At 33.0% G+C, this 12761-nt stretch carries 12 protein-coding genes and 1 pseudogene; 11 read left to right on the top strand and 2 right to left on the bottom strand.

Going from position 1 to position 12761, the window contains the following annotated elements; all coding sequences use genetic code 11:
• Positions 1-240: 240 nt before the first annotated feature.
• From ACH2BG_RS12350 to ACH2BG_RS12340, 3 genes are all read left to right on the top strand, one after another.
• On the top strand, positions 241-477 hold the full coding sequence (locus ACH2BG_RS12350) for a hypothetical protein (RefSeq protein ID WP_395047996.1): 237 nt from the start codon (positions 241-243) through the stop codon (positions 475-477).
• 476 nt (positions 478-953) lie between these two features.
• Entirely contained in the window at positions 954-1322 is a 369-nt protein-coding gene (locus ACH2BG_RS12345; RefSeq protein WP_395047995.1) for a cupin domain-containing protein, read from the top strand.
• A 32-nt stretch (positions 1323-1354) separates the two neighbouring features.
• On the top strand, positions 1355-1828 hold the full coding sequence (locus tag ACH2BG_RS12340; RefSeq protein WP_395047994.1) for a low affinity iron permease family protein: 474 nt from the start codon (positions 1355-1357) through the stop codon (positions 1826-1828).
• An 87-nt stretch (positions 1829-1915) separates the two neighbouring features.
• Here the strand turns inward: ACH2BG_RS12340 and ACH2BG_RS12335 are convergent, their stop codons facing one another.
• Entirely contained in the window at positions 1916-2626 is a 711-nt protein-coding gene (locus tag ACH2BG_RS12335; protein WP_395047993.1) for a DUF421 domain-containing protein, read from the bottom strand.
• A gap of 367 nt (positions 2627-2993) precedes the next feature.
• On the opposite strand from ACH2BG_RS12335, the gene ACH2BG_RS12330 reads away from it, so the two are divergent.
• The 4 genes from ACH2BG_RS12330 (at position 2994) to ACH2BG_RS12315 (ending at position 7146) form a co-directional block, all read left to right on the top strand.
• Positions 2994-4085, top strand: a complete 1092-nt coding sequence (locus tag ACH2BG_RS12330; protein WP_395047992.1) for an endonuclease/exonuclease/phosphatase family protein — start codon at positions 2994-2996, stop codon at positions 4083-4085.
• A 76-nt stretch (positions 4086-4161) separates the two neighbouring features.
• Complete coding sequence (locus ACH2BG_RS12325; protein WP_395047991.1) at positions 4162-5046, top strand: CorA family divalent cation transporter; 885 nt, start codon at positions 4162-4164, stop codon at positions 5044-5046.
• A gap of 170 nt (positions 5047-5216) precedes the next feature.
• Positions 5217-6143, top strand: a complete 927-nt coding sequence (locus tag ACH2BG_RS12320; protein WP_395047990.1) for a magnesium transporter CorA family protein — start codon at positions 5217-5219, stop codon at positions 6141-6143.
• 124 nt (positions 6144-6267) lie between these two features.
• A complete protein-coding gene (locus ACH2BG_RS12315) occupies positions 6268-7146 on the top strand; it encodes a cation diffusion facilitator family transporter (RefSeq protein WP_395047989.1) in 879 nt (292 codons plus the stop codon).
• Between the two features lie 219 nt (positions 7147-7365).
• On the opposite strand, the gene ACH2BG_RS12310 is transcribed toward ACH2BG_RS12315, so the two are convergent.
• Positions 7366-8583, bottom strand: a complete 1218-nt coding sequence (locus ACH2BG_RS12310) for a tyrosine-type recombinase/integrase (RefSeq protein WP_395047988.1) — start codon at positions 8581-8583, stop codon at positions 7366-7368.
• Between the two features lie 523 nt (positions 8584-9106).
• On the opposite strand from ACH2BG_RS12310, the gene ACH2BG_RS12305 reads away from it, so the two are divergent.
• The 4 genes and pseudogenes from ACH2BG_RS12305 to ACH2BG_RS12290 form a co-directional block, all read left to right on the top strand.
• The gene (locus ACH2BG_RS12305) at positions 9107-9595 is read left to right on the top strand and encodes an alpha/beta hydrolase (protein ID WP_395047987.1); all 489 of its coding nucleotides are present in this window, start codon (positions 9107-9109) and stop codon (positions 9593-9595) included.
• Between the two features lie 46 nt (positions 9596-9641).
• Positions 9642-9836: pseudogene (locus tag ACH2BG_RS12300) on the top strand (RNA polymerase sigma-54 factor); the annotation flags it as partial.
• A gap of 897 nt (positions 9837-10733) precedes the next feature.
• A complete protein-coding gene (locus tag ACH2BG_RS12295) occupies positions 10734-12299 on the top strand; it encodes an ATP-binding protein (RefSeq protein WP_395047986.1) in 1566 nt (521 codons plus the stop codon).
• Positions 12300-12369: 70 nt separating this feature from the next.
• Positions 12370-12761, top strand: a 392-nt coding sequence (locus tag ACH2BG_RS12290) for a response regulator (RefSeq protein ID WP_395047985.1), incomplete at its 3' end; no start/stop codon positions are given.

Raw genomic sequence — 12761 nt, 5'->3', positions numbered from 1 at the left:
TATTTATCGGATAATTGCAATTGAATTGCAATGCTTTTGTCAAAATTGCAATGGCTTCTGATTTTCATTTGTTTTTTAACATCTAAAGTCTTTTTTATCCTGCCATTTAATCAGCAATGAACAGGGCTTTTTGACTTAAACAAGTTCAAATTTTCTTTTGCAAAAAGCAAAAAAAATAACGAAGCAATACAATGAAATACAACGCATTAGAGTGAAATTTTACAATTTAAGCCAAGACAAATGGAACAGAGACGTCGAGCTCGCCATCAAACCAGAAAATTATTTACAACTTTTAAAGCTAATTTATGGTTGTCAGAACAAATAAAAACCATTGCAATTTTATACATTACCATTGCAATATTTTTACTTTGTGTCTTATACAGATATAAGTCTATGTTTTCAGAAGAATACAATTTAATAGGAACTGGTTTCTGTTATTATGCAAACCAGTTCCTAAAACTGGTTTTTTGTCTTTAGCTAACTTGTTTTATAGTGTAATGGTCACTATTCCTGTTTCTGAAAGTATAATAATTTAGAAAGGAATTACCAAAAATTTAGTTTTGGTAGTCTAATTGTAGAAACTGGTTTCTGCAATTTCAGAAACCAGTTTCTAATAATTGCTTTTATATTCTATCAGGCTGTTTTATAATGACATAACTTTCAATAACCCGCTCACTTCCGAAAATTGCTTTTAATTTCATGACGACAAACAGCTTTATCGAAAATTGCAATGCCATTGCAATTGTTTTAAAGTAATGATATGTAGTGTATTATGGTGCTATTTTGTAATTTGACCATGGAGATTTGGAACGAGAACGTCATACAGCTGGTCTTGAGATAGGATGACTAATATTACTGAATGATATAACTTTTTTACTAAATAGTGTAAGCATTTAATCAATTAATTCGCCCACTTTTACAATATATGTGTTCAGCACTAAAATTCAGACATCATGGATACTAAAGAACTGGAAAAATTGCCAAAAAAAGATGGAGAAATTGAAAAAGGTAATGCCAGTATTATCATTGAGCTAATAGAATACGAGCATAATGCTGTGGTCAGTAAGTCAATATTGAAAAAGGCAACAGGGTCAATCGATGCTCTGTCATTTGCAGAGGGAGAAGGACTTAATGAAAAGATTTCACCTTTCGATACATACGTGCAAATTATTGATGGGAGCGCAATTATTGAAATTGATGGTAAAGCTTCTACACTTAAAACAGGAGACGGTATACTAATACCTGCAAATAAACCAAGTCATATTAAACCGAACGGTAGTTTTAAATTGATTTTAACAGTAATTAAGAACGGACACGAATAGATCAGATTGTTCAACCTTTAAAAAAATACTAGATGAAAACTAAGCCTAAGAATATCGCAGCATTATTTGAGAGATTTGCCACACACGTCACTAAGGCTACAGGGAGTACGACTGCATTCGCATGTGCATTTTGTATTGTTTTAGGCTGGGCATTAACAGGACCTTTTTTTGATTATTCTGAAACATGGCAACTAGTCATTAATACAGGAACGACTATTGTTACTTTTCTAATGGTGTTTTTAATCCAGAAATCACAGAACAAGGATTCACTTGCTATTCAACTAAAACTTAATGAATTGGTTGCTTCCCATGAGCATGCAAGTAATAGGTTGGTAGACATAGAAAGCATGACCGAAGAAGAAATGATGATTGTCCAGAAATATTATCAAAAACTGAGTGAGCTTACAAAAACAGAAATAAAACTCCAGACTTCGCATTCTATTGAAGAAGCCCATCAACAACATACCATAAAAATCAAAAAAAAGACAGTGAAAGGAAAAGTTTAAAATTTTTACTTAATGGCGGATTTACTTTGTCAGTCCGCTTCGCTCGTGTGCAATCTGTGCGTTATAGCTAGTAACTCAATCTGGAATTTATTGAACTCTTAAATTTGATTTTGGAATTATCCATGCACTTTGATTGCACACGTTACACTGGTGCTTACTATTTTCAATGTTTTGCACATTACCGCAATGAATACAAGCATAATGATTTGGCTCATCTATGCTTTCTAAGGGGCTTTCGATTAGTTCTGGGTAAATTGGTAAACCTAGCAGTACTTTGTCATCTTCAAACATGTAAATACTAATTTCACCAGACGTTTCAAGATAGGCTTTCTTTACCTGACCAAGATGTTCCACTCCTTTTAGCCGGAGTTCTGCAAAAAATTTATCATAAGGCAATCCTACATTTCTATAATTTTCATACACAATCCTTCCTTCACTTAAGAGACAAGTTGGCTTTCCTTCCAGTATTGTTTCTATGATTTTGCTTTTTGCAGTTAATCCTGTAATTATTTTATATAGGAAGATTACAACTAACAGCACCATAATTCCGTGGGTAAGTGGCACATTTTGATAAAACATAGGGTCGCCAATTGCTGAACCGAGTGCAATTAAAATTGCCAACTCAAATACCGAAAGTTGTTTGACACCCCTTCTGCTTAAAAATTTTAATCCAATGATTAGGAATAAAAACATAATAGCAGTTTTGAAAGCAATTTCTCCTAAATAAGTGGGTGACATACTCTCCGAAATAAACATTCGATACCAATCAAAAACTTGTATGTCCTTTTCCCTATTCATAAATCATAATCGTATTATCTAATTTACCCGCATTTTTGCAATTAATGCTACTTGTAAATATATGCACTTTTAGTTATGCAACTTTCTTATAATCAATTTTTTGATAAAAATATTTTTACAACAAATATCATTTCAAATGTGAGGAGCAATTTTATAACCCATTTCTTATTGAGTCGGAAATAAAGCCTAATACTGGATAAACAATCTAGTGTTAAACTTTTTTTATTAGAACACATCTTCTGTTTTGTAAACGTTCAAAAAAAAATATGTATTTCTTAATGATTCAGGATTAGTGTATAAGTAATATTATTTTACATTTGTAGCCCAAAAGTTAGTTTTGACTTTTGCAATAACTAATATATTATTTATGAAAATCAGAAATTTATTTACCTTTTTATTTCTTGTGTCTTTAACAATAGGTGTAAAAGCACAAGACAAAAAATTTGCAGTTCATACAGTTGCTTTTTATAATATTGAAAACTTTTATGATACAATAAACGATCCAAACACTCGTGATGATGAGTGGGTGTATTCAAAAAAATATTATCAGAAAAAAGTAAGCAATATAGCCAGAGTAATTGCAGAATTAGGTACAGGTGAAAATCCAAACTCTCCTACAGTTATTGGTTTAGCAGAAGTTGAAAACAGAAAAGTTCTGGAAGATTTAGTTAAAGATCCTCAAATAATAAACAGAAACTATGGGATTATACATTTTGAGTCTCCTGACCGAAGAGGAATAGATTGTGCTTTCTTATATCAGAAGAAATATTTCTCTCCAACCTCATTTACAAATATACCTTTATACATATACGAAACTGATACTAAATCTACTGGAAAAGTAAAGAAAGAAGCAGAAGAAGTTACGGATGACAAAAACGATGTTGATACTACAACAAAAAGAATATATACTCGTGACCAAATTTTATTAAGTGGGTTACTTGATGGTGAAGAAGTACATTTTATTGTAAATCACTGGCCTTCTCGTCGAGGAGGAGAAAAAATAAGCAGTAATTTACGTGAACTTGCTGCTGGGTTAAATGTTAGAACAATTGATTCATTACAAAAAATTAATCCAAATGCAAAAGTGCTTACAATGGGAGATTTGAATGATGGACCATTTAATAACAGTTTGAAAAAAGTATTGCAAACCAAAGCAAATAAAAAAGATTTACAGCCATTAGGAATGTACAATCCAATGGAAAATATGGCAAACAAAGGAGGCGGAACATTAGCCTATCGTGATGCTTGGGATATTTTCGACCAAATTATTATGACTGAGCCATTAATTCGTGATGATTATTCTTCATGGAGGTATTGGAAAGCGGGGATTTACAATGCTCCTTTCATGATTCAAAAAACGGGACAGTATAAAGGATATGGCTTAAGAAACAATGCAGTTGAACCAGGGTTTAGTGACCACTTTCCTGTTTATGTATATTTGATAAAGCAAATGAAATAGCTAGTACAAGCTTAGCCATACACTGTTTAATAAGAATTGAAATTATCATTTCGCACTAAATTTTAGAAATCATTAAATGAATACAAAAATTAAAGAAATAAATTTTGATGGTTTCAAATGGATAGATATTTTGCAGCCAGACAGTACAAGCCTTGACAAAATAGCGAAAGAGTATCAATTGGATTATTTTCAGATAAAAGACAGTTTGGAGCAGGGGCATTTACCCAAGTTTGAAAAGCAACCTAACTATGATTTTCTTATTTTAAGGGCTTTTACTTCCAAAATTGAACAAGGAGCAACGACAATTTCCGATTTGTCAAACAAAATTGCTTTTTTCTACAACGAAAAGAAAATAATTACCATTCACAGAAGGTCTTTTGAGTTTTTAGATACCAATAAAAAGGATTTCAAAAATACGGAAGAGATTTTAATTTACCTGATAGATAAAATGGTGGAAACCTATCAGGCACCCCTAAATAAATTAGACGAACAAGTTGAGCAGATAGAGAAAACTATATTTCTTAAAGGCAATTCCCGCGTTTCTTTAGAAGACCTTTATTATCTAAAAACCCAAACCCGTATAACCAAAAAATTGTTGCAGATATTCCAGCATGTAACAAACCAAATAGAAGTAAGTGACCAATTTAAAACTGCTTTACAAGACATAAAAGACAGGCTTTTAAGTCTTATATTAAACTATGATGAAGTTTTAGAAAATGCCAATAATTTATTAAACACCTTTCTTTCGGTAAATGCACAAAAAAACAATGATGTAATGAAATTGCTTACTATTTTTTCTGCATTTTTCTTGCCACTTACATTTGTTGCCGGAATCTATGGAATGAACTTTGAATATATGCCTGAACTCAAATGGCACGCTGGTTACTTTTTGACTTTGGGTGTAATGGCAATTATTGCAATCATCATTTATATTTGGTTTAAACGAAAACGAATACTATAAAACACGAAATTTTAGTTAAGAAATAATTGTGAGTTTTTATATTTAAAAGTTATACTTTCGCAAAAAAAATTAAATTATCCAGATGGACGATTATTCGAGGAAAAAAAATAAGAATAAACACGGATAGTCGTTACATAATGTAGACGCTATCCAAAATAGTATTTTACATTATGATAACTTTTTACAAAAACAACAACGGGTTATTTCAAACTGAAAATCAAGAAAATAACAGCTGGATTAATGCAGTTTGTCCAACAAAAGAAGAAAAACAATTTCTTCTTCAGGAATTACAGATTCCAGAAGCATTTTATAATGATATTGAGGATATTGACGAGCGTCCACGTATTGAAATAGAAAATGGGTGGTTTCTTATTATCCTGCGAATTCCATTCAAAACTAACGATGCAAAACTACCATTCAACACTGCGCCTTTAGGCTTAATTTTTAAAGACGATATTTTCGTGTCGCTGAGTTTTCATCAGACAGATATTCTTTCCGATTTTGTTGTTTATACCCAACGTAAAAAAATTGCTATTGAGAATCATTTTGATTTAGTATTGAAATTGCTTTTATCTTCAAGTGTTTGGTTTTTGAAATATTTAAAACAAATCAATCAGCGTATTAAACTAGCTGAAGATAATCTTGAGAAATCGATTAAAAACGAAGAATTACAAGCTCTATTTCAAATAGAAAAATGTTTGGTTTTCTTCATTACTTCATTAAAAGGAAACGATATTTTATTTCACAGAATTAAAAATCTAAAAAGCCACAGAGAAACTTTTAATCCAGAGTTAATTGAAGATGTAGAAATCGAATTGCGTCAAGCAGAAGAAACAACTGTAATTTATAACAACATCTTAACTGGCATGATGGATGCCTACGCATCGGTGATTTCAAATAATCTAAATGTTATTATGAAGCGGTTGACTTCGATTTCCATAATTTTAATGATTCCAACATTAGTAGCCAGTTTATATGGTATGAATGTCCCAAATAATCTTCAAGAAAACAGTAATGGATTTTTGATTATTATAGTGATTTCGATAATAATCTCGATTTTTGGAGTATTCTTTTTTAAGAAAAAGAACATGTTTTAAAATTATTTTATAGCCGTAAGTGGTTCTTGTTTCAAGCAGTTATCGGCATTGTTGATAGATTTGTTTTGAAAAAATCATTCTATCTTTGCAAACTCGGATTCCCAAACAATAAATTTTATAATTAATGACAGCTACCAGCGAACAGGTTGCAATCAAGGCAACATATTTTAGTATTTTAGGAAATACGGCTCTAGCAATACTCAAATGGTTTGCAGGATTTTTTGGTAATTCATACGCCTTAATTGCCGATGCCATAGAATCAACCGCTGATATATTTTCGTCATTTTTAGTTTTGTTCGGAATAAAATATTCCAATAGACCAGCCGATGAAAATCACCCTTACGGACATGGTAGAGCCGAACCATTGATTACTTTTCTTGTCGTGGGGTTTCTGATTACTTCCGCTACCATTATTGCATACGAAAGTATTATAAATATTCAGACTCCACACGAGTTACCAAAAACATGGACATTATTTGTATTAGGAGCAATAATAATTTGGAAAGAAGCTTCATATCAATATGTAATACGCAAGAGCAATGAAACAAATAGTTCATCTCTAAAAGCTGATGCTTGGCATCATAGAAGTGATGCCATTACATCCATTACTGCCTTTATAGGCATTTCCATAGCATTGTATTTGGGTAAAGGGTACGAATCAGCAGACGATTGGGCGGCGTTGCTTGCTTCTGCCTTTATCTTATATAACAGTTATTTGATTTTTAGACCAGCTCTAGGCGAAATAATGGATGAGCATTTATACGATGATTTGCTTCTTCTTATTCGGGAATCATCGGTTAAAGTTGAAGGGATTGTCGGGACTGAAAAATGTTTCATCAGAAAAGCTGGAATGAAATACCATATTGACTTGCATGCAATTGTTGATGGCAATATAACGGTCAGAGAAGGTCATGAATTAGCCCATAGGCTACAGGATTCACTTCATAAGGAAATTCCAGAATTAGGGCATATATTGATACATATTGAACCTACCATAAATTAAAGATAGTTTAACAAATAATACTGACAAATTTGGAACTGGTGGACTTTTCCTAGCTGAGGTTTTTTCATCTTACTGCTTTTTGCTTTGCTTTATCGAAAATTGCAATGTCATTGCAATTGTTTTACTATCTGAATATACAAGATTTTGTGAGGTTAGAGCATTTATTGCAATGGTATTGCAATGGTATTGCAATGCTTAAATTGGGAATACAATTGTTTTTTAATAAATATAATTGTCCACCGCCTTATCCAATTCCTCGCCCATGATTTTTGCATATACCTGTGTGGTTCTAATGTCCTGATGATCCATAAGCTTTGAAACGTGTTCGATTCGCATTCCGTTATTAAGCGCATTGGTGGCAAAGCTGTGTCTACTTAAATGAAAAGAAACGTGGATTGGGAACTCTAAAGCCTTGGTAATTCTCTGTATTTGAAAATTAGCCGCTTTGTTTGCTTTTTCTGTTATCTCATAACGGTATTCGTCATTCTTTAAAAACAAATCTTTATTGGTTACTATCGGGAAAATAAAATCGTCAGGCTGTGGTTTTTCTTTTTGATATTTCCTGATAATATCCAAAGCAACTTTTCCGATTTTAAACTGATGCATTCTTCCTGTTTTACGAATCACTTTTTTAATTCTTTGCTCTTCTTCAATAAAGTGCTTGTTTTGGATTTCCAAAGCATCACTAAAGCGTAGCCCTCCTGCATAAATGGAAAAAATAAACATATCTCTGTAAATACCTCCCTTTGTTCCTTCTCCTGCATCATAATTAATCATTGCATCGATTTGCTCTTTATTTAAAAACAATCGTTTACCAGTATCTTTTTTTAGGGTTAGTTTGCTTATAGGGTACATATATTCAGGGATGATATCTTCCTTAATGGCTTGCTTGAACATTATCGCTAAAATCATAATCGAATAACGTTGCGTAGTTGCCCCGTTTTTTAATTCGTTCCCCATGTATGCCATATAATCCATTAGAAGCGTAACGGTAATATCATCAAAGAAAACATCTTTTGTACCCACCCAGTTTTGAAACTTCTCCAAGTACAGTACATAATTTTTATACGTACTGACGGAAACACTCCCTCTAATTCTTGTACAATATTTATAGGAGTACTCAAAAAAGTTAGGCACTTCTTTACCTTTAATGGCTTCTTTCAGTTTCTTTGCAGAAACCGTTTTTACCTTTCTTTCCAAATCCGCAACCTGTCCCTCTGCGTCTGCAATTTTTTGAGCAATGGAAGCGTTCATTCTCGCACTATTGGGATAGTTCTTTTTTACCCTTTGTTTTGCTTCGTCCCATTCGCTTTCTTTCAGCTTCACGCCGACAGAAATAAACTTGGCTTTTCTGTCCTTAATAACCCTTATATATAAAGGGCAATGACCCGCTTGGTCTTGTTGGTGCGTTCTTAAAATTAACTTAATTGAAGCCATAAATTGCGAAAATTAAAAAGTGTACTATATTTACAAAAGGAAGCAAACGGGTGAAGCCATGTAAAATAAGGCGTTTCATTTGAGTGCAACCTGAAACGAAAGTACAACATTTGGTACAACAAAGCAAACATTATGTTGCTTTTTTTTGCGCCCATTTGCACCGACAAAAATATAAAAGTCAATAAATACAGTGCTTTAGAAGCAAAGCAGAACGTAGAATATTATAATAGAGATAACAGCGGTTTAGCACAATAGCTACATTTACCTTAACCACTCGCCGATTTTCCGCTGGAAAATCTTATATTAGCAAAAAATAAATCGTTCCACGCAGCCGCTACTGCGCGAAGTCGCGGAACGCTAGTAGCAACCAAATTTGAACCGAACTTATATAGAATCACAATATAAATGAAACTATCTACATCTTTAAAATCATTTCAATTTATCATTTTATTATTAATTACCAATTTATCTAAAGCGCAAGATGTTATCTCGAATGTTGAATTATCAATGAGAGGACATATTTTTGCAATCAACAGTTAATAACAAAACATACCAATTATACATCTCACTTCCTGCTGGTTATAATTCTGCTGACACAACTCGTTATCCAGTATTATATATATTGGATGCTAACTATTCTTACCTTTTAATTTCCTCACTTCACAATTTACTAGATTCAGGGCAAGAAATAGAAAAAATAATAATTGTAGCTATAGGAGATAAAGACCAATCAAATATAACTTGGAATACTCGTAGAATGATTGATTATACACCTTCAAATGATCCAAATGTGGATACTGAAATAGCAAGTGGATTTAACATTCCTGTATCACAAGTAAAAACAGGAGGCGCCAAATCTTTTTTGACTACAATACGCACCGACATTATTCCGTTTATTGATATGCATTATAAAACCACAAATGACCGAGGGATCTCAGGACATTCTGTGGGTGGTTTATTTGCTGGTTATTGTCTGCTTAATGCCCCAATTTATTTAAAAGATATGGTATAAACAGTCCATCTCTTTTTTGGAACAATCAAGAGATCCTTTCTACAAAGAAGAAGTTTCGACTATCGAAATTAAAAACATTCTGCAAACGGTCATTGTCGAAGAAGACAAAATCAAACCGTTGCCAGACGACCAATTGGTAGACATGCTAAAAGAAAGGGGCTACCCTATTGCCCGTAGAACTGTAGCCAAATACCGTGAACAATTAGACATTCCAGTAGCGAGAATGCGTAAGAAAATGTAACTTTTAAGCTAACCAATTCATAGAGAACCTAATAGCAGTATTACTGTTGTTAGGTTTTTTTATTTTAAAACTTTAACAAATTTTACGGAAAAACCGTAAAACCATTATTTACAAATTTTTTAATATTGCCCTATAAGACAAGGGTTTTCTACAGCTGAAAGTTTCCCTTAAAAAAAACAAAGCATAAGGGGATTTTACAGCTGATTCGTTACCCTAAATAAACAGAGCCTAAAAAAGGAAGTAGTTTATAACTGTTTCCTTTTTTTATTTTTTAGGGATTATGGCTTTACACGATCTTTTTTCTCTAACTGAAATTAGTTAGAAAGCAATATCATTAAATATTAGTGATTCTTTGATGTTGGTTTATAGTTATATCTTACAACCTTGAGTTGGACTTACAGCTATTTGTGAGTTACTGGAGAGTTTCACAACAAATTCGTTCCGAATTGACTCTGATGTTTTCAACTGGGAAATGAAAGCGGAAAAAGTAGAAACGTAAAACCAAACTTCCGAACTTCCAAACTGACTCCTAGAATTGAAACGTGGAAAACGTAATATGGAAACTTGAAAAGCAAACTTACCGAACTGACGCTGACAATTGGAATGTAGAAAGCGGAAAAACTGCCGAAAAATAAATTACGGGAAAACTATTGTTAACAAGGGAAACCCTCCAGTAACAGCCGTTTGGCTAGATTGGGGTTTTAGGCTTAATTTAAAGTTGGTTTTGTATTTGGAAATTTTGTGCTTAACCGAAAATAAATCTTAATTTATTCCCCAACCTCGCCAAGCAGCGGGACGTTGTGGGCAAGCCACTAAACCGTTATATGAAAAATGGTTAGTTATGCCCTAGATGCGTTGAGACTAGAGTGCTAATAGGACAAAAAAATAGATAGTAATATGGATGAAATTTTTGAAATCATAAAAAATCTTTTCAGTTCTGGTGGCTTTATGCCTCGATGGATTTGCGGGCAGTGGTCAGAGACGCTCGGTTGGCTTTACATTATATCAAATATCGCCATTGGATTAGCCTACCTGTCTATCCCAATCCTCTTATACAAATTTATCAAAAAAAGGAAAGAAAGAATATTTAATAGGGTGTTCATATGCTTTATGCTCTTTATCTTTTTTTGCGGCACTACGCATTTTGTGGACGCTATTATATTTTGGATTCCGTTATACCGGCTAAATGCAGTGATCTTAAGCATGACCGCATTGATATCTTGGATTACTATTTTTGTGCTTTACCGCTTCCTTCCAAAAGCATTACAATATCGATCGCCCGCAGATTTGCAGCTAATCATTGAAGAACAAACGAAAGACTTAGCCATTGCCTACCAAAAGTTATCAATCAGTGAGAATCAATTCAAAACACTGGTAAATAGTAATCCGGATATCATTACGCGTATAGACAAAAATTTAACCTATCAATTCATCAATGATTCGATTCGAAAAGTACGGAACGTGGAAGCTGAAAATATTATTGGGAAGAATATGCGGGAAGTGCAGGGCCAAGGTGATAACAAGATCAATGAATCATTCATTCGCCACGTAGAATCTGCTTTCAAAACAAATAAAACCGAAACGTTTGAATTTGAAACCAATACTAATATCAATCAACATAACTATTTTCAACTATCAATCATACCGCTTGAAAATCAAGCGGATGAAATGCCTGAAGATGTCTTAACAATAACCAGAGACATTACGCATCAGAAACTGTATGAGCTGGAACTTAAACGTAATATTGATAATCTGGAATTATTGGCAGATCGGATAGAAAAAAAGAGGGAGATATTAGAAAGTTTTACGTATATTGTTTCACATAATTTAAGGTCACCAGTTGCCAATATGGCGGCTTTGTTAAATCTGTTGAAAGAGGAGACAGATGATGATATGCGAAACATGTTCATTCAAAAAATCGACATCGCCTTTGAAAATCTTTCTACTACGGTAACGGATCTGACGAATGCTGTTCGAATCCGACAAGATACTGAAATACCGAAAGAAGAACTTTTCTTTCAGGATATTGTATCAAGGCATATAATAAATCTGGAAATGCAGATTAAGGAAACGGCTTCCACTATTGCTTACGATTTCAATGCTTGTGAGAAAATTAATTATCCAAAAGTTTACCTTGAAAGCATTTTTTTAAACTTATTAACTAATGCGATTAAATATAGATCGCCAAAAAGAGCACCACAAATAATTTTTAAATCATACATCGATAAAGATGGAATGATTAGCTTAACCTGCGAAGACAATGGAACGGGTATTAATCTACAAAAGCATGGAGCAAAACTTTTTGGGCTAAATAAAACATTTCACGAGCATCCTGATGCGAAAGGGACAGGCTTGTTCATCACTAAGAATCAAATCGAAACAATGGGGGGAACGATTTTTGCTGAAAGTGAAGTAGATAAAGGAACAAAATTTATTATCTATTTCAATGTCAATAATTCTTAAATTAAAAAAAATGTACTAATTTTAAAAAGAAATTGACGTAGACTTTTGAACATTTCCTAAAAAAACATTTATGAAAAAGATAAATACTTTTTGCATTATAGACGATGATGACATCTATCAGTTAACTACATCAGTTTTACTGAAAAGGACTGACCTAGTAAATAAGATTATCGTGTTTTCAAATGGGCTGAAAGCAATTAATTTCCTAAAGGATGAGATGGGCAATAAAGAAAACATTCCTGACATTCTATTTTTAGATGTAAACATGCCTGTTATGGATGGGTGGGAGTTTTTGGAGGAATACCTGCTTATCAAGCCCATGATGCCTAAAAGAGTAGTAATTTATATGGTGAGTTCATCTGTTGATGAAAAAGATGTTTTAAAAGCTAAAAGTATTAGCGCACTGTCAGGTTATTTGGTAAAGCCGATATCAAGCCAAAATATAATGGAAGTTATTTTAGG

It is taken from the genome of Flavobacterium sp. (genome assembly GCF_043779715.1).
Taxonomy (GTDB): domain Bacteria; phylum Bacteroidota; class Bacteroidia; order Flavobacteriales; family Flavobacteriaceae; genus Flavobacterium.
Note: the sequence above shows the minus strand (reverse complement) of the source record. Positions and strands in the feature narration are given on the sequence as shown.

What these genes read in the sequence shown, in the direction of transcription:
- ACH2BG_RS12350 (WP_395047996.1), top strand. Translation starts at nt 241, where the DNA reads ATGGAACAGAGACGTCGAGCTCGCCATCAAACCAGAAAATTATTTACA.
- ACH2BG_RS12345 (WP_395047995.1), top strand. Translation starts at nt 954, where the DNA reads ATGGATACTAAAGAACTGGAAAAATTGCCAAAAAAAGATGGAGAAATT.
- ACH2BG_RS12340 (WP_395047994.1), top strand. Translation starts at nt 1,355, where the DNA reads ATGAAAACTAAGCCTAAGAATATCGCAGCATTATTTGAGAGATTTGCC.
- ACH2BG_RS12335 (WP_395047993.1), bottom strand. Translation starts at nt 2,626, where the DNA reads ATGAATAGGGAAAAGGACATACAAGTTTTTGATTGGTATCGAATGTTT.
- ACH2BG_RS12330 (WP_395047992.1), top strand. Translation starts at nt 2,994, where the DNA reads ATGAAAATCAGAAATTTATTTACCTTTTTATTTCTTGTGTCTTTAACA.
- ACH2BG_RS12325 (WP_395047991.1), top strand. Translation starts at nt 4,162, where the DNA reads ATGAATACAAAAATTAAAGAAATAAATTTTGATGGTTTCAAATGGATA.
- ACH2BG_RS12320 (WP_395047990.1), top strand. Translation starts at nt 5,217, where the DNA reads ATGATAACTTTTTACAAAAACAACAACGGGTTATTTCAAACTGAAAAT.
- ACH2BG_RS12315 (WP_395047989.1), top strand. Translation starts at nt 6,268, where the DNA reads ATGACAGCTACCAGCGAACAGGTTGCAATCAAGGCAACATATTTTAGT.
- ACH2BG_RS12310 (WP_395047988.1), bottom strand. Translation starts at nt 8,583, where the DNA reads ATGGCTTCAATTAAGTTAATTTTAAGAACGCACCAACAAGACCAAGCG.
- ACH2BG_RS12295 (WP_395047986.1), top strand. Translation starts at nt 10,734, where the DNA reads ATGGATGAAATTTTTGAAATCATAAAAAATCTTTTCAGTTCTGGTGGC.